This window comes from Sulfurospirillum sp. 1612, assembly GCF_036556685.1.
Taxonomy (GTDB): Bacteria; Campylobacterota; Campylobacteria; order Campylobacterales; family Sulfurospirillaceae; genus JAADIZ01.
Genome location: NZ_CP140614.1, coordinates 1477297 through 1493573 on the forward strand (window position 1 = coordinate 1477297; position 16277 = coordinate 1493573).

Sequence of the window (16277 nt, forward strand, 5' to 3'; positions counted from 1 at the left end):
TGATATAATAAATCACTATCTTAAAATTTCAAGGGTTACTTTGCTACAAATAGACAGAAGAATACTCAGTCATTTCGACATCTTACTACCTATCTTAGTCTTGCCCATCATCATGATGTCCTATTATCTCATTTCTGAGATTAGTACGACTCTGGCAGACAAACAATTGATATATTTTAGCATAGGATTGATGTCTTTTGTATTTTTTTTCTTAATTCCCATCAAAAGACTTGAGTGGCTCATTCCCCTGTTTTATTGGCTAACGATTATATTATTGGCCAGTGTCGACTTCTTTGGAGTCTCTAAATTGGGAGCAAAAAGATGGCTTGATATCCCTTTTATTCACTTCACGCTCCAACCCTCAGAAATCTTCAAACCGATGTTTATCTTAATGCTCGCCTACTTAATCAAACAAAATCCTCCAGATCGCGATGGCTATGGATGGGCAAGTTTCACCAAGATTAGTTTTTATATCTTATTGCCCTTCTTTCTCATAGCCAAAGAGCCCGATCTTGGGACGGCTTTAGTCTTATTACTCGTTGGTTATGGCACATTATTTATCGTGGGAGTGAATAAAAAAATATGGATTACGTTGATTGTGTTAATATCAGCAAGTACCCCATTTTTGTACCATTCCTTGCACGATTACCAAAAAAAGAGAATTATGGATTTTGTCAGTGAAAAACCAAGCTACCACGTCAAGCAATCTATCATCGCCATTGGTTCAGGCGGATTAAATGGCAAACCAAAAGAAGAAGCAACGCAAACGCATTATAAATTTCTACCGATTGCAACGAGTGATTTTATCTTTGCTTATTATGTTGAACGTTTTGGTTTTTGGGGCGCTTGCGCATTGATTTTTCTCTATGCTTTTTTAATCATCCACCTCATTACACTGAATTTAAAATTACGAAAAGATTACTTTGCTCAAGTTATTACTACGGGAATTGGTCTATTATTATTTGTTTATTCAAGCGTTAATATTGCCATGACCATAGGTCTCGCTCCAGTTGTAGGAGTCCCTTTGCCATTTTTCAGTTATGGAGGGAGTAGTTTTATCACTTTTATGATATTTTTCGGGATTTTAGAAAACACTATAGCCTTCCGCTTTGACCCCTCTCATAGGATGGTGAAATATTAGATGACGCTTTTGAGTTTTATCTGGTTTTAATTTATAACACAGTAAAATGTCACTCTTAAAAATGATGGGTTCTTAGCTCAGTTGGTTAGAGCTCCCGGCTCATAACCGGGCGGTCGAGTGTTCGAGTCACTCAGAACCCACCATCTCAAAACCCCTTCATATAGGCAATTAGAATACATTTTGCAACATTTTACAAGCTTCACATAAAATATACTTTCCACCCTATTTCCACCCTAAAAAAATATTAAAATAACTCCTCATGAAATCAACTGAGATAATTTATAAGTGGATCATACTTCTTTTAAATATCCATATCTACTATTTATGCGATATTTAATTTTTTACTAACTGAAATTATTTTATGAAATTCAATGTTCATTTCGATAATTTTGGAAAGCTCTATTGATAGTGTGCTATATGCCTTTGCATCAATTGGTATAAATTGTACAATCTTTTTGTCGATATCTCTAAAATATACCCGGATAAGACTCTCTCCATCTATTTTACAATGAACGAGATCTCCATTTTGAATAATTGCATTGCAATCACAAATACAGTCATCGCCAGGGTTTATTTCTGGTAACATGCTACTGTCTGCTGCTGTGATACAATAAAATTCTGATCCATGTAAAGTTTCTTCTATATTATCTCTTGATAAGTCTAATTTTTTCATTTTATCTCCTTTAAAAGCCTAAAACGAGGCTTTATGCTCAGTCTCACTCATTTGGAATAAGAAAGTCGATTGTAGGGCCATTTAGACCACCTTTTTATATCTCTTGTTTTTTTACCTCCTTGTTAATCCAAAATGTATATTTATCAAAAATTATACACTTTTAATGTAGAAAAGTCAATAAAATATTAACATATTTCATGAATAATTAATATTTTATGCTATAATTATAAAAAAAGCATTAGGGTGTTTTATGACGAATGAAGAATTTGAGAAATTACTGATGATTGCAAAACTAAGTAAAAAAACATTTAGTGATCTTGTGGGTCTTAATTATCATAGTGTAGGAAATTGGAAGCAATCAAATAAAATACCAATATGGGTTAAATCTTGGTTAAATCTATATATAGAAAATAAATTTAGCCGGGAACTCAAAGAGCTTATAAAAAAAAGTGGTTTATGCCAATAAAATGAAGACTTTTATCGATTCTCATATTGGTCTTATTAATGTTTTTGATTCACTTGAAATATATAATTTTATTGACAAAATTGAAACTACTTTAAATGGTGATGTTTTAACACCAGGTGTCAAAACTAATTTAAATAATTTTGTTAATGGTTTTTGGAAATAATGTCTTTTAAAAAATATGCTGATTTATATCTTCAATTTTTTTCAATGTCATTTCCATTAAGACAGCCCCATATTTACTTCCTTTCCACTTTATTTTTGGAAACACCGACAGAAGGGACATAGCGCTTAAACTATACATTTTTATTTTTTTTGTTAGCCCAGGTGTGAGATACTTCAAATTCTTTCACTATTGAGCAGATAGAGCAGGACTTCCTTCAGCCTTTAATTTTATCTTTTGTTTATGTATCATTTAACCCTACCCCCTAATATAGGTTTTTGTAAAAATTTGGGAGGAGTGTCGGTGTATGGACATTGCATCTGTGAGTTTTTAACCCCGCCCCTCCCCATGAAGTTTAGTACGACTGAGAAAATCATCCATGTAATTCTCTTCTAAACAATTCCCTGTTCTCTTCAATTTTCAAAGGATCTATAGCATACAAGTAATATAACTTACCAGGGACTGGAGTAGTTATTATATCAAACCCAATTTCTTTCAATTTTGTAACTCTTGATCTTAGATTATTACTGATATAGACTTGACATGCTTCTGCAGCAGTTATGGGCCCTTTGTTCAATAGATGCCTAATGATGCGATAATTTTCAGTATTGCTCCTAATCATTTTAACTCCTTATGAATTATAAATACTGTTTAAGAATTTATCAAACTCTTTAATCCAAGTATTTGAGGTAGCAGTGCTTACACCCCAATTACTTGCATAATATCTTTGACTATTATACTTCTGTTGCCCATAAACACAATCATGCTGTATGTCGCTATAATAGTCTAAAAATGCCATTCCTTTTTTAAAATTTTTAACCTTTAGCATTTTTGTATAATTAACGATACTATCTTTTTCCATATTGTCCCCTTGAGTAATGTGCAATTAATCTATCTATGACTAATTATAAACTCAATTTTTCCTAATGATAAATACACTGTGTCATAAATAGTTCCTGCTCTGTGATATGGTGCAATATCTTCTAACTCTTTCTTTATCTTTTGTATAATAGGGAGTGACCTATCTAGAATAGCGGCGGCTTTCTCATAAGCTTTTGTTCTATCTTTATCAGATTGTATCATCGGCTCACAATATAGGTTAATCATATCTACTACAAGATTAAAATTTTCACTTAACTTTTCACCAATATAATATCGGCAAGCATTTTCAAATAATGCCCACTGGTCATATATTATGCTTCCATTAATTACACTTGATATGATTCTTCTATCGATACCTTTTTCTCTCAGTAAATGTTCTGCTCCAAGTTGTTGCAGATGTGAAGAGTAGTTTGCAGGTGTGCTACCATGCTTCCATAATTCAATGAATGATTCAGGTATCTCGTCGAATTTATATCCTATACCCTCCATCGCCTCAAGAACCGGTTCAAAAGTATCTCTTATTGTCTCTCTTGTCTCATTCGTGCGTGATGCAATTGCTCTATAGTTCATTATAACTCCTTAAAAATTTTTCTAGATTTTTTATCTTTTCTTTATCCAACAAATCTGTAAGACTTGTAAAATTCTTTTGCATCGTAATAATATCTAGACGCATTAGCTGATCTAAAAAAGTTTTATTTTCTTTTTTAGTAGTGTATTTTCCTACGATTTTTTCTAAGTTTTTTCTACCCCTAGTAATATATGATGCTGCATTAAAATCAGCATTACACTCTTGTAAGTGAAATAACCCAGAATAAATTCTACTATATAGTTTAGTTGATTCGCTGCTACCTGCTTCAAATTCTAGAATTTTTACCATATAGGCAAATGGAGATAAAGTCTTTTTTATATCTCTTGTACCAGATAATGATGCCTCATATTTTGAGTATTCATTGCTCAGCTGTGGTATCTTTTTGAGAGCATTTATAATTTCAGCATGCTTCATTTTTTATTCCTTCTCTTTATTTTTTATATTTTATATTTTCTCATTTGTTTTTAAATATTTTGGGCCCAATAGCATAGGTTCTATTAAAAAGGTGCAATTTTATAAACATTTAGCTAGATCCTCATAAATATTTAATAGCGATTGTAAGTGCTTTATTTTTCCCTTATCAACAAGGCTGGAATAATTGTTAAATTGATCTTTCATCTCAACTATTTGAAGAGCTACCATTTGATGTAAAACTGATGGTGGTACTTTATCTATCCCCAATTTTGCAACAATTTGGTTACATGTTCTAAGACATTTTTTATTCTCAAAATCTATGCGCTCTTTTGTATATAAGCTATTGAATACAGTATTTATTTTTTTCCCAGATCCTTTGAATCTCTTTGTCTACTCTCATTTAGCAAAACTTGAAGTATATGTGTATTTGGTCTTCTCTTTTTGCTTTAAAATCTGTATTGGCCAATGATGCCTTATATTTTAAGTATTCATTGCTCAGCTGTGGTATCTTTTTGAGAGCATTTATAATTTCAGAATTTTTCATGTTAGTTACCTCTTTTATTTTATATTGTATGATTTTTTATAAATATTCTTAATCCAAGCATTGCATTTTTGTACATAGTATTTAATCTCAAAAACTTTATACTCTATGATAAATTTAACTCTTTGAAACATTATACATAGGTAAAACAATGAAACCCAAATAGTCCAAAAAAAGATGACTACCCATAGTCTAAGCATTGATTTTCCATCTTAAACTACCATATGTTGGGAAACTCATCTAACCCCCTTTATCGCATTTCTCATATCAGGGTTTCTCTCTATTGCATTCATGACGATTTGGATTGTCTTATCCCCGTTTTGGTTTATGACTTGGCTCACTTGTTTCATATCTATTGGAGTGCCTGATTTATTCTCTACATTGATGATGACATTGCCACTAGGAACAGTTCCCGTGTTATTCATATGATTTAGATTGCTTACTCCAATTGCATTTGTCGCTTGTTTGTTTAGGATATACTCACCGCCCATAGCAAAGATATTACTGCCACTTGCGCTGCCTAAATATAAATCATCTCTAACACCACTACCCCCAGTTAAAAGTCCGCCGGTTGCATAAGCCTTTGCAGGTATCATGCCGCCATTTGCTCCAAAAAGAGACATTATCCCAGTACCTATGCTGCCAAATACTCCACTCATCCCAGAAGAAGCGCCTACAAGTGCTTTTTTTATCTGTATCCGGACAAGATCTGCAATCATAGAGTCTGCTAAATCTTTAAAACTTAGTTTTCCCGTTTTGACAAAGTTCACAAAAGCATCTTCTACCCCTTGCAACCCATCTACCATTAATTTTGTACCGGTTTGAAAATCTGTCGGTATATTTTTGGCATAGGTGTCATAGGCATCCTTCATGCCTTCAAATGTGCTTCCAGTTAGCACTAGATTTGCTCTTTCTTTATCATATCTTGCTTGTAATACGCTATTAATATCTTTTTCTTTTGTTAGTCTTGCTTGCGCTTGTGCGCTTCTGTTGTTTAATAATGCCGTATCAAATATATCATGATCAGTTTTATCCTTTACTGCTTGTTTGATTTTATCTTCTATTTTTTGTTCTTCATTTTTTAATCTTATAATATTTTCTTTATCAGCTTTTTGCTTATCAAGAGCATTTAAATAATCATTAGCTGTTATTAGTGATTTTGTTTCACTTTCACTATATTCTTTTCCTATCAATGTCCTATCTCTCAAGGTCTTATTTATAGAGTTTTGTATGTTATTTTGTTCTTTGAGAGAAGGTGAAATTTGTTTTAATCCTTTTAACCATTCTTCCTGCGCAGACTTTGTCCTGGTGGTAGGCTTGAATGTCTTGGAGTAAGCATCTTTAAACCTAGTAATATAATTAGTAAAATCTTTTCCCTTTAACCCTAAAGCATCTGCTGTACTGTATGCTTTGGTTCTAGTTAGACTTACTAGCCACGCTGTCCTGGCATCCCCAATCCCCTTATAATAATCTTCCCAATCTGATTGACTTGCCCCTAAAGTATAGTTTATTTTTTTTATTGTAGGAGTGATATCTTTTAATCCAAGATATGATTGCGCGTCGAATGTTGTTTTTGGAGCAAGCGTTTGGACACTTGGAGCTAAAAGTCCGTTGATTTCTTTTTGGATATTTCTAATTTTTTCTAACGCGATTTTTTTATCATCAAGGATAGCTAAGTTTCTTTTTTGCTCATCATCGCTTCCATTTTTTTTGGATGCAGCTATATAGGCAATATTAAAGTCTTTTATCGCATTCATCTCTGCTTCATTTAACAACACTTTTTGATATTCAAGTTGATGTTTCGTCAGTTTTTTTAAACTATCCATACTCCTTTGCGCTGCTTCATTTAATTCATCTGCATGATGTGCTGATGACAAAAATGCATCACCGATTCCATATATGGTTGCAGCAATACCAATAAATGGCAATGATTTCATAGCAAGAGATAAAGCTTTTGTAGAAACTGTTGTTAAAACAATAGCTCTATTTACTCCACCATATGCCCCTCCATATATGGTTGCAGCATTTGTAGCAAGTGCCACAATAGAGGAAAAAGATCTTAGAGCGATTTTGGCTCCGACAACACTACTGGCCATTAATGTTATTTGCCCACCTAAAGATTTTATAACACTTTTATTATCTGTCAAATATTTAGAAAGTTCAACCAAAACACTTGAAACTTCCATTATAGGACTTTTCAAGTCTTCTCCATAGGATGCCGCTAATATTTTTAAAGAAGAGGATAGTTTTGTATTCTGTGCCTGAAGTCCTTGAGATGCAGCTACATACTCATTCTGTATTGAAGTTCCCCTGGTATATTCATCATTGGATATTTTTAAATCTTCTGATAATGTTTTTGTTGAGGAGGAAAGCTTGAGTAATACCCCAGATGTACGAATTTCGCCCAAACCAAGATTAGATAAAAAATTTATCTTATCACTTGAACTTAATTTACTCATTACATCGAAAAACTCATTGAGAGCTTTTATCGGTTTATCTCTCATATCATTTGCAAATTCTTGTGCATTGACACCCATTTGTTTTGCAAAATTATTAGTATTAGCAGACATTAACATTAGAGTCTTTGATATAGCACTACCCCCTACTTCATAATTAATTCCAAGATCTGTTAATGCTGCTGATATCCCTGCTATATCAGCAGTTGTTAATCCTACAGTTTTTCCTGCTCCTACAATCTGACTAGAAAACATAAGTAAATCTCTAACGGTCGCAGTTGTTCTATTTGATAGCTCATTGAATACACTAGCTAATTTGCTAATATTGCTTATTGGCTCTCCCATTTGGTTTGATAGCTTTGCAAATGCTGTTCCTGCCTCTTGAGCCGACAAGTCTGTTGTCAGCCCAATCATAGATATTACTTTAGAAAAATTTGCAATATTATCAACACCTCTAATACCAAGTTGCCCAGCTGCTTCAGATATAGAGTAAAGAGAGTCAAGGTTTAATCCCGCCATTGTTGTGCTCATCTTCTTTAGTTCACTATCTAAAGCTTTAAAACTTTGACCAGATAATCCCGTCGTCTTTTTTACAGCAATCTGTGCATTTTCTAAGCTTATAAATGAATTTGTAACTTTATTAATCCCCTCAAATCCAGCATATGCTGATACTAGACTGAGAATCGTTTGCTTCATTTGTTTTACACTTTTTGTAACTGATGATTCTGCCTTGTCCATACCTGATATAAGTTTAGCGGTATCTGCTTTTATATCGATAAGAACTGTTCCAATTGTTGTACTCATTTATAACCCCTCTAAAAATATTTATTGAAAATTAATCTTGTATGGACAAACTTTTTTCAATGTTACCTTTTTCTTTATCAATCGCACTCAAAATCATCTTATATGATGTTCGTTCTGCATATTCACGAAGTTTATCTTTGTCTTCCCCAAATATCAACATGTCAAATCTTTTTTTAGCCATTGTTTCCTCAAAATCATCACCTCTTAGCTTTTCAATCTCTATATTTAGATCTTCTGCATCTATAGTAAGCTGATCCATCTCTTCAGATATTTCGAAAGCTCTTTCAAATTTTTGCATTTTTTTAAGAAGCTCAAATTTTTTGCTTAAAATACTTTCTTTTTGTTCTAGCTTGTTTGCCCTTATAAAAAGTTTTTTGAAATCAGCTGTTAATGTATCAATTTCTTCTTTTTCTTTAAGTGTATAATCTCTATAAAATACCACCAAACTTTCTTGTTTTTCTCCATTTTGGGTAATCTCTATTGGGATTTTAACATCAAGACTTATTTTCATTTTACACCGCCGCTGTAACTACTGGTTTACTCGTCATTTCCAAACTTGTTGAACTCTTCATAAAACCATTTTTTTCTAAGCCAGAAAGCTTATAACTTGGGACAATCGCATCAAATGTAAATAAAGTACCGGTTCCTGATGCTGTTGCAGGATTTGGAAGTTCTATTTGTACCTTAATTGGTGTTGTAGTTGTAGCATCAAAAGCAGCTTTTATAACTCCATTCCCGTTAGGTTCATCTGGGTCATAGGTGTAACTTAGATCAAGTGAGCCAAGTTTTAACGTGCCGAGGACCTTATCAATAATTTCTGAGTCTAACGAATCTATCGTAATTACATCTTTTGCCCCAAAATCAATATCTCCGATAGTTTGTATTGCCCCTACCTTGTTATATGTAGTTCCACTGTCACTACTCACACTAAGTGTCGTATTTTGCGCCTGTATAGTCATTTTTTTCTCCTTATAGTTTTTTGATTTTGTATTTTCTCATTTGTTTTTAAATAATTTGGGCCCAAATCAAAGGCACTCTTTAATTCTTCTGGCGTCATATTGTAATAAGACTCTAATAAATCATCAAATCTTTCACTATCAAAGAGAAATGAAGTGAAAAGAACGCCATATGACTTACCGGTTGCTTCATGCAAGGTTTCAAAAAAAACAGTGATATTGGCGTCTAGATAAGGTCTGATTCTAGAGTTCATTTTTATCTCCTTTATCTTCTAATGACATTACAAACTTTCTTAACTCATAGATCGTTTTAAAAGTAATGTTTTGCTTAGAATCTGTAGTTTTATCGATAAAAGACAAATAAAACTTTATATTTAGTGCACTTTCTTTTACACTGTAGTATGGCAATAATTTTAGTTTTGTCATGTTCTCAAAGCTTTTATCTTGATACCGAATGTTAAATATTTCACATTTGATATCAAGATAATATCGCTCAAACTCTTCCAAAGTTCCTAAATCCTTTTTTTTGAATTTATTTCTAATTGATACTTGAAAGGACTTTTTATTTCTAATATTTGATGATTCATTGATCACATGCTGTATATAAGCTTCTACTGCTTCAGAGATATCATCACCCAGGAGAGAAAAATATATATTCTCTCTCTCTTTTTGTATTATTTTATTTTGTGTGTTCGTGTGGCGAACCACCCCTTGTTCGTGTGGCGAACTAGGGTTGTCCGTGTGGCGAACTACCTTTTTACCAAAATTTTCGGAATTTAAACTATATCTTGTGTAACTATTTGAGCCAGATTTTGTTTTTTGCTTAGAAGCTATGATAATTTGTTTATCTTTCAAGCTTTTTAGTGAACTGATCACCTTTGTTTTTCCTATTCCCGTGAGTTCGGAAAACTGGCTAAAGCTGATACCGTCACTTTTTTTATTAAAGCCAATAGTTTTTCTGACAATAACTGACAATATTGCAAATTCATAAGTGTCAAATACGCTAATATTATCAAGTATGTCATTTGGAAATTGTGTAAAATTTGCATTGTCCATACATATTGCATTTACTAAGCTGTTTGTATGTTGTCAAAATAATATCTGGCAATTTCACTGATAGGGAACATCACTCGTCCGTTGTTTGTCCTGCTATTTGTAACAATCTTTTTATGCTTGAGGCCTACACCAAGATTACACATCCGGTCTAATGTTTGAGTAGATACACCTAAAATTGTCGCAGTTTCAATCTTTGTATAGATTAACTTTGTTTTGATTCCCATACCGTTAATAACTGGCATGATTTCTTTGATTTGCTCTTGTATTGTCATTTTGTCTCCCTTGTATTTTTATTTAACTTGGGATAATTTTATAATATTGTTTAAAGATAGAGTTGTCTCATAATATTGTGTTTAAGGTATGTGGAAACTATAATTAATTAAATTTATAATTTATTTTTTATTGATATTGGAATATAGTATGATTATTTAAGGATATAGGAGCAATTTCATAGAGTATCGTTTTTTAACACAGATACCCCTAAAAATTAGACTTTTGATTTTGCATTGTGATGGGATAAGATAATAAAAAAATCTATAAAAATTTAATCCAATGCTGCTCTGATACGATTGATAAACCGGTTTGTTTCTGATCTCTTAGAAATATTGCCTTTTCAATTTTCCGCCCAAAAGAGGAGTGGGCCCATTGTTCACTTCCTATGCCCCCAATAACTAGATAGTTTGTATCATTTTTCATAGATTTATGCATAATCCCGCCTAAGTCACAGATAATCTCTTCGCATTGTTTTCTAGCCCCAATAGTAAAAATTCCGGTAAAGACAAATGAATTATCAGGGATAATGATATCAGGTAGTGGATCATTAAGAGGCAATGTTGTGCTTCCTTGTATTGTATTTTGGTGTTTATTTTTATCTCCATTTAAATTTTTGATAATCTCAATAAGTTCTGCAGCTTCTTGATCATCAAGGATATCATCTTGAAGCATTTCCTTAAGTCTATTATAGAGTACATTAAAAGGATAAATATTGACGTATTCTCTATGATCATCAATCCATTTTAATAAATATTTTGCTTCTAGTTCATTTATAATGCCATCAAAAGTAATGCCTTTACAGATACCTAAAAGTTCATCTATATTTCTATCCGTCATAGCATCTATATTAAACTTTATGATAGGTTGCCCTTGGTCGTCAATATACTGCACTTTATCTCCTTATATCATATTTTATATCACTCTATTGAAGATATTAGAGACATAATATCTTTAGAACCTTAACATAATTTTAAATACTATATAATTTATTGTTCTATTTTAAAATCTAAACTTTCTATAAAATCATTAATTTTTTTGCTTTTGCGCTCATAATATTTTTGATTAAAAAATTCTTTAATTGTGTCTCTTTTAGGTTTTACATCTGTTTTTCTTATAAAATATTTATCTGGATCTTCCAAAAAATTATATAATAAATCATTTAAATCACTAGCATCCTTTGTCATAAGTCCATTATAGGTCAAAATTTCACTTAAATATTTAGCATGATTCACAGCTTTTTGTTTTAATTCTGGGATACCTCTCGTCCGATTCTCTTTAAAAAGATCATTCAGTCCATCCTTATAGTTTTTTTGTGATTTTCTATAAGAATTTATTAAGAGCAAAAAAGTAGTAATCGATAAATCTGGAAGTGGACAATTTTCAAAAATATCAATATAATTTTCAATTAAAAAGATATCGTCTTTATCTATTTTGACACCATCTTCTTTAATCTTTTTTTCTGCTTTTAAAAGTAAGTTTTTTAGAGCAATATTATCCATTTTTGAACCTATCAAAGACCTTTTGTGCGATATTATGTCTTTGATTTGGTATCAGGTGTGAGTATCTCAAAGTCATATCTAGCTTTTTATGTCCCAATTGTTCTTTGATCTGCAAGATATCGGCTCCCTCAAGGGCCATCCATGATGCGTGCGTGTGCCTCAGATTATGTGTAGTAATCCTATATTTTCCATTGATCGTTTTATTTTCTGGGATAAGTTCATCCACTATGGTTTGCCATTGCTTTGGCATCTCATGCATTACCGTTCCAAGTCTTGAAGGGATTACTAAGGTATTTGTTTTGGGTAAACTCTGCAGCACTTTTTTTACTTCATCCACTATGGTGATGTACCTTGCATTTCCATTCTTAGAGCTTTTAAAATATATCAAGTTCGTTTCAAAGTTTATATCACTCCAGGTAAGTCCTGCTATTTCACTAAATCTAGCGCCAGTGAAAAGCAATAATACAGTTAAATTATACATGGTAGGACTTTTCTTGGCTTTGAGGGTATCAAGTAATTTAGACGCCTGATCATATGTCAAAAATCCTAATTTTGCATTGTCGACAACCGGCATCCTTACTCTTCCATTGGCAATTGGATTTATATATGACTTCACATAATTATTTTTAATACAATAGTTGATCATATGTCTAGCTGCTCCCAGGATACCAACTACAGTTTTCGGCTTATACCCCTCTTTGAGTTTTAATTGCTTAATCTTTTCAAAATCTTCTGTAGTAATCGTGATAAGTTCTTTTTTGCCAAGAAAGGGTTTAATATGTTTGATATACACGGTGTAGTCGTTATGCTTCCATGTCTTTTTATTTGCTTTAGCCCATTCAATATAAATGTCAAAGGCATCATTTAGGGTAAATTTGCTTTTTTTTACCTGGTTAAAAGGAAGACTCTCCCCCATTCTAATTTTATAGACGACTTCATCCCTTTTTTGTTTGCAGTAGTTTTCTCGGATCCCCTCACTATATTTACCGAGTTTTATTTCCTTTCTTTTCCCTAACTCATTTTTGTATGCAATATAAAATGTTTTGTCAGTTTTTCCGTTAGTAAAACTCTCTCTCCAAAATACTCCATCATACTTGGTTGCGTTTCTTTTTGGCATCGATTTAACCTCCTAAACTTCACAAAACTTGTTTAATTTTTTTAATGTTTTTCCACCCTATTTCCACCCTTAGAATAGAAAACTTGATTTTTTTTGATAAAACTTGGAATAATTATATCATCTTTTAACCCTTATTTCAAGGGGGTTTGATGCAACTTGATAGCTTTTTAAGAAATATGGAAAGTATATATAAATTCGGCTCATAACCGGGCGGTCGAGTGTTCGAGTCACTCAGAACCCACCATCAATACTTCCTTATCTTACCCCTTTTATTTTCACATTTTTTGTTTAAGAGTAACCTCTATGCTTGTATGCTATAATATCCCTTTTAATTACTATTTGAGTATAACTTACGGTTAGAGGAAAATGTGAATGAATGTAATAATTGCTGGAGCCGGAAAAGTCGGCTACCTCATAGCCAAACATCTCATGGCAAATAATGACGTTATGGTCATAGACAAAAATGAAGATGCCATCAGGCAAATACAAGAAAAACTAGATGTCTTAGCGATCTGCGGTGATACCGAAGATCATCACACATACGAATCGGTCAGTTCTGAAATCGATCTTTTTATTGCAGTAACAGACTCTGATGAAGTCAATATGATAGCCGCTCTCATGCTCGATAAAATTGCTACCGTGAAGAAAAAGATTATCCGATTAAAAAATAGTTTCTTTAATGATGAACTCATCAAAGTCAGATTGGGAATTAGTGATTGCGTTATCCCATCATTTGAAGCGGCACAACCTTTTAAATATTTGATTGATTTTCCACACGCTCGCAATGTCAAATCATTTGAATATACAAAGGCCTTATTGATTTCTATCAAAATCCCTGAAGATTGCCAAACCATGATTATCAAATCGCTCACTCAAAATATGAACCACAAACTGGTCGTAGCAGGGATTGAACGGGCAGGAGTTTTCTCCGTACCTGAAGATATCGATATTTTACAAGCCAACGATTTGGTCTATTTTTATGCTTATCCCTCTGCTATTAAAGAGTTAAAATTCGGTACTTTTAATGCAGAAAATAATGATGAAATCAAAAATTGTCTCATATTTGGTGCTGATAATTTAGGTATTGAAATTGCCAAAGTACTGTTGAAAAAAGATTTAAATATACAACTACTCGACAAAGACCTCAAAAAATGCGAACGCGCCAATCTCATTCTCAAAGATAAAGTCACCGTCATCAAAAGCACCTACGGATTGGATCACTCTATTGGAAATGATGGGGTGATGCCAGATCTGTTTATCGTCGCATCGCCAAATGATGAATATAATATCGCTAAGTGTATGGAAGCGAAAGACAACAACGTCAAAAAAGTCGTCGCCATTAATAATGATATGGCCTATTCAAAACTCATGCGAAACCTCAATCTTGAAGTAGTTCGAGGGGAAAAAATCAATGCCTATTACTCTATTTTGGAGAAGATTGAATCTTCAAATATTGTTATAAAAAGACAGTATTGTGGTGGTGAGGGCGTGCTGATGTTTCGCAAAATCTTTCATGCCTCAAATCTCGTAGGCAACTATCTACCCCTACCTCAAAAACTCCAAAATAAGGGGATCTTTTATGTACAACGAGAGCAACAATTGTTTCCATATAGTACGATTGATGTTTTCAAAAAAAATGATGTCATTATCACCTTTAGCAAAAGCGAAGACGCAGAAGTATTATCAAAATGGTTACACTCTAATTTATGATTAGTCTCAAAAGTATTTCCAAATTCGTCTCAGCTGTCGGAATTATCATTTTTTTAGCCTTTTTGATACCTGTTTTTATCGGAATTTATTATCATGAGGATATCCAATCACATCTTTTTGCCATCTTGGCACTACTTTTTGCTAACGCACTTGTTTTTTGGTCACTTCGAGATTATAAATTTTCTCTGAGTATCAAAGAGAGTATCATCGCGGTCAATCTCATCTGGATCCTTCTAGGTATCGGAGGAGCCCTTCCTTTAATACTTCGTACGGGAATCGATTTTTCTAGTGGTTTTTTTGAGGCTATTAGTGGCTTTACTACCACGGGTGCTACGATCTATGGTCACATAGAATCGCTACCAAAGAGTATTTTATTTCATAGAAGTTTGATGCATTGGATTGGAGGGATGGGAATTATCGTCTTGGGTGTCGGACTCTTTCCACTCATCAATCCAAGTGGTTCGCTGAGTCTCTTCCGCGCAGAATCTACGGGTATTTCTATCGATAAAGTCACGCCTAAAATCAAAAATACCGCCAATAAATTGTGGGGGGTTTATTTTCTTATCACCATTACCAATATTTTGTGTCTAAAATTTTTCGGCATGAATTGGTTTGATGCAATTAATCATGCCTTTTCTACAGTCTCAACTGGAGGATTCTCAACCAAAGATGATTCTTTTGCCTATTTCTCGAATGACGATGGTATCATCTGGACCACCATATTTTTTATGATTATATCGGGTATCAACTTTCTGGCACATATCAAATTTTTAAGTGGCGATTATAAAAGTTACCGTTCTGAAGAGGTCAAATGGTATTTGATTATTCTCTTCATACTCTCACTCGCCCTCACCTTTTCACATTACAATAGTAACTCTATGGCGCTGTATGATGTTTTTAAACACTCTGCTTTTACCATCACCTCTATCATGACCAGTACGGGTTTTGTATCTGTGGATTATTCGACATGGAGCCATTTTTCGATTGCTTTGGTCTTAATTGCTATGATAACCGGTGCAAATGCAGGGTCCACAGCAGGTGGTGCCAAAATTATCCGTTATATCATCTACTTTAAAAATATCTCCATCGAGATTAGACGCTCCCTTAAACCTGAATCAATCGCTTCAATATTTATTGATGATAAACCAATCAAAAACTCTGTCATTAGTGCAATTTTTGGGTTTTTCTCACTCTTTATCTTAACAATTTTTTCGGTCATGTTGTATCTGTATGCACGAGGATATGATGAGATGACCTCTATCAGTACCGCGATGACTATTGTGGGAAATACGGGACCGGGATTTTCTCTCACAGGGCCTGTGAATAATTATGCTTTTTTCTCATGGTATGATAAGATTATCCTCTCTTTTGCTATGATTATTGGTAGGTTAGAATGTTATACTGTCTTCATATTACTGAGCAAATCATTTTGGAAAAGATTTTAGGTTGCGGCGCAAATTCAAGAATTTTTATAAAAAATTTCCTTATCTTGATATTGATGAATGTATCACTTTTTATGCAATTTTTGAGGGATATCCAC

18 protein-coding genes and 1 tRNA gene are annotated in these 16277 nt (G+C 33.1%); 5 read left to right on the forward strand and 14 right to left on the reverse strand.

Features of this window, described 5'->3' with window-relative positions; all coding sequences use genetic code 11:
* Positions 1-40: 40 nt before the first annotated feature.
* A complete protein-coding gene (locus SFB89_RS07415; RefSeq protein ID WP_331774048.1) occupies positions 41-1141 on the forward strand; it encodes an FtsW/RodA/SpoVE family cell cycle protein in 1101 nt (366 codons plus the stop codon).
* A 66-nt stretch (positions 1142-1207) separates the two neighbouring features.
* Positions 1208-1284, forward strand: a tRNA-Ile gene (locus SFB89_RS07420).
* 179 nt (positions 1285-1463) lie between these two features.
* Here SFB89_RS07420 and SFB89_RS07425 read toward each other — a convergent pair.
* Complete coding sequence (locus SFB89_RS07425; RefSeq protein WP_331774049.1) at positions 1464-1814, reverse strand: S24 family peptidase; 351 nt, start codon at positions 1812-1814, stop codon at positions 1464-1466.
* A gap of 250 nt (positions 1815-2064) precedes the next feature.
* Between SFB89_RS07425 and SFB89_RS07430 the strand changes: the two genes are divergently transcribed.
* Positions 2065-2280, forward strand: coding sequence for an XRE family transcriptional regulator (locus SFB89_RS07430; RefSeq protein WP_331774050.1), 216 nt, complete (start codon positions 2065-2067; stop codon positions 2278-2280).
* A 533-nt stretch (positions 2281-2813) separates the two neighbouring features.
* Here SFB89_RS07430 and SFB89_RS11950 read toward each other — a convergent pair.
* The 13 genes from SFB89_RS11950 to SFB89_RS07490 all read right to left on the reverse strand — a co-directional run bounded on the left by SFB89_RS11950 (position 2814) and on the right by SFB89_RS07490 (position 13027).
* Positions 2814-3062, reverse strand: coding sequence for a helix-turn-helix domain-containing protein (locus SFB89_RS11950; protein ID WP_443082170.1), 249 nt, complete (start codon positions 3060-3062; stop codon positions 2814-2816).
* Positions 3063-3071: 9 nt separating this feature from the next.
* Positions 3072-3302 carry a hypothetical protein gene (locus SFB89_RS07435; RefSeq protein WP_331774051.1) on the reverse strand — a complete coding sequence of 77 codons (231 nt, stop codon included), beginning with the start codon at positions 3300-3302 and terminating at the stop codon, positions 3072-3074.
* A gap of 29 nt (positions 3303-3331) precedes the next feature.
* Positions 3332-3892: a hypothetical protein gene (locus tag SFB89_RS07440; protein ID WP_331774052.1), complete on the reverse strand. Its 561-nt coding sequence runs from the start codon at positions 3890-3892 to the stop codon at positions 3332-3334.
* Positions 3882-4325: a hypothetical protein gene (locus SFB89_RS07445; RefSeq protein WP_331774053.1), complete on the reverse strand. Its 444-nt coding sequence runs from the start codon at positions 4323-4325 to the stop codon at positions 3882-3884. Before SFB89_RS07445 ends, SFB89_RS07440 begins: the two co-directional genes overlap by 11 nt.
* Positions 4326-5102: 777 nt before the next feature.
* Positions 5103-8126 (reverse strand): phage tail tape measure protein, encoded by a 3024-nt coding sequence (locus SFB89_RS07450; protein ID WP_331774054.1) that lies wholly within the window; start codon positions 8124-8126, stop codon positions 5103-5105.
* Positions 8127-8157: 31 nt separating this feature from the next.
* Entirely contained in the window at positions 8158-8637 is a 480-nt protein-coding gene (locus SFB89_RS07455; protein WP_331774055.1) for a hypothetical protein, read from the reverse strand.
* Position 8638: 1 nt separating this feature from the next.
* Entirely contained in the window at positions 8639-9085 is a 447-nt protein-coding gene (locus SFB89_RS07460) for a hypothetical protein (RefSeq protein ID WP_331774056.1), read from the reverse strand.
* Positions 9082-9336: a hypothetical protein gene (locus SFB89_RS07465; RefSeq protein WP_331774057.1), complete on the reverse strand. Its 255-nt coding sequence runs from the start codon at positions 9334-9336 to the stop codon at positions 9082-9084. The genes SFB89_RS07460 and SFB89_RS07465 overlap by 4 nt, the downstream gene beginning before the upstream one ends.
* Entirely contained in the window at positions 9326-10138 is an 813-nt protein-coding gene (locus SFB89_RS07470; protein WP_331774058.1) for a replication protein, read from the reverse strand. The genes SFB89_RS07465 and SFB89_RS07470 overlap by 11 nt, the downstream gene beginning before the upstream one ends.
* Before the next feature lie 14 nt (positions 10139-10152).
* Complete coding sequence (locus SFB89_RS07475) at positions 10153-10410, reverse strand: hypothetical protein (protein WP_331774059.1); 258 nt, start codon at positions 10408-10410, stop codon at positions 10153-10155.
* 262 nt (positions 10411-10672) lie between these two features.
* The gene (locus SFB89_RS07480) at positions 10673-11302 is read right to left on the reverse strand and encodes a BRCT domain-containing protein (RefSeq protein ID WP_331774060.1); all 630 of its coding nucleotides are present in this window, start codon (positions 11300-11302) and stop codon (positions 10673-10675) included.
* A 95-nt stretch (positions 11303-11397) separates the two neighbouring features.
* Positions 11398-11910, reverse strand: coding sequence for a hypothetical protein (locus SFB89_RS07485; RefSeq protein WP_331774061.1), 513 nt, complete (start codon positions 11908-11910; stop codon positions 11398-11400).
* On the reverse strand, positions 11903-13027 hold the full coding sequence (locus SFB89_RS07490; RefSeq protein WP_331774062.1) for a tyrosine-type recombinase/integrase: 1125 nt from the start codon (positions 13025-13027) through the stop codon (positions 11903-11905). Before SFB89_RS07490 ends, SFB89_RS07485 begins: the two co-directional genes overlap by 8 nt.
* A gap of 372 nt (positions 13028-13399) precedes the next feature.
* Between SFB89_RS07490 and SFB89_RS07495 the strand changes: the two genes are divergently transcribed.
* A complete protein-coding gene (locus SFB89_RS07495) occupies positions 13400-14737 on the forward strand; it encodes an NAD-binding protein (protein WP_331774063.1) in 1338 nt (445 codons plus the stop codon).
* Positions 14734-16182: a TrkH family potassium uptake protein gene (locus SFB89_RS07500; protein WP_331774064.1), complete on the forward strand. Its 1449-nt coding sequence runs from the start codon at positions 14734-14736 to the stop codon at positions 16180-16182. The genes SFB89_RS07495 and SFB89_RS07500 overlap by 4 nt, the downstream gene beginning before the upstream one ends.
* Positions 16183-16277: the final 95 nt, after the last annotated feature.

Excerpts from the sequence above, each read along its gene's own strand:
- SFB89_RS07455 (WP_331774055.1), bottom strand. The coding sequence starts at position 8,637 with ATGAAAATAAGTCTTGATGTTAAAATCCCAATAGAGATTACCCAAAAT.
- SFB89_RS07425 (WP_331774049.1), bottom strand. The coding sequence starts at position 1,814 with ATGAAAAAATTAGACTTATCAAGAGATAATATAGAAGAAACTTTACAT.
- SFB89_RS07470 (WP_331774058.1), bottom strand. The coding sequence starts at position 10,138 with ATGGACAATGCAAATTTTACACAATTTCCAAATGACATACTTGATAAT.
- SFB89_RS07435 (WP_331774051.1), bottom strand. The coding sequence starts at position 3,302 with ATGGAAAAAGATAGTATCGTTAATTATACAAAAATGCTAAAGGTTAAA.
- SFB89_RS11950 (WP_443082170.1), bottom strand. The coding sequence starts at position 3,062 with ATGATTAGGAGCAATACTGAAAATTATCGCATCATTAGGCATCTATTG.
- SFB89_RS07500 (WP_331774064.1), top strand. The coding sequence starts at position 14,734 with ATGATTAGTCTCAAAAGTATTTCCAAATTCGTCTCAGCTGTCGGAATT.
- SFB89_RS07460 (WP_331774056.1), bottom strand. The coding sequence starts at position 9,085 with ATGACTATACAGGCGCAAAATACGACACTTAGTGTGAGTAGTGACAGT.
- SFB89_RS07430 (WP_331774050.1), top strand. The coding sequence starts at position 2,065 with ATGACGAATGAAGAATTTGAGAAATTACTGATGATTGCAAAACTAAGT.
- SFB89_RS07450 (WP_331774054.1), bottom strand. The coding sequence starts at position 8,126 with ATGAGTACAACAATTGGAACAGTTCTTATCGATATAAAAGCAGATACC.
- SFB89_RS07490 (WP_331774062.1), bottom strand. The coding sequence starts at position 13,027 with ATGCCAAAAAGAAACGCAACCAAGTATGATGGAGTATTTTGGAGAGAG.
- SFB89_RS07495 (WP_331774063.1), top strand. The coding sequence starts at position 13,400 with ATGAATGTAATAATTGCTGGAGCCGGAAAAGTCGGCTACCTCATAGCC.
- SFB89_RS07465 (WP_331774057.1), bottom strand. The coding sequence starts at position 9,336 with ATGAACTCTAGAATCAGACCTTATCTAGACGCCAATATCACTGTTTTT.
- SFB89_RS07440 (WP_331774052.1), bottom strand. The coding sequence starts at position 3,892 with ATGAACTATAGAGCAATTGCATCACGCACGAATGAGACAAGAGAGACA.
- SFB89_RS07485 (WP_331774061.1), bottom strand. The coding sequence starts at position 11,910 with ATGGATAATATTGCTCTAAAAAACTTACTTTTAAAAGCAGAAAAAAAG.
- SFB89_RS07475 (WP_331774059.1), bottom strand. The coding sequence starts at position 10,410 with ATGACAATACAAGAGCAAATCAAAGAAATCATGCCAGTTATTAACGGT.
- SFB89_RS07445 (WP_331774053.1), bottom strand. The coding sequence starts at position 4,325 with ATGAAGCATGCTGAAATTATAAATGCTCTCAAAAAGATACCACAGCTG.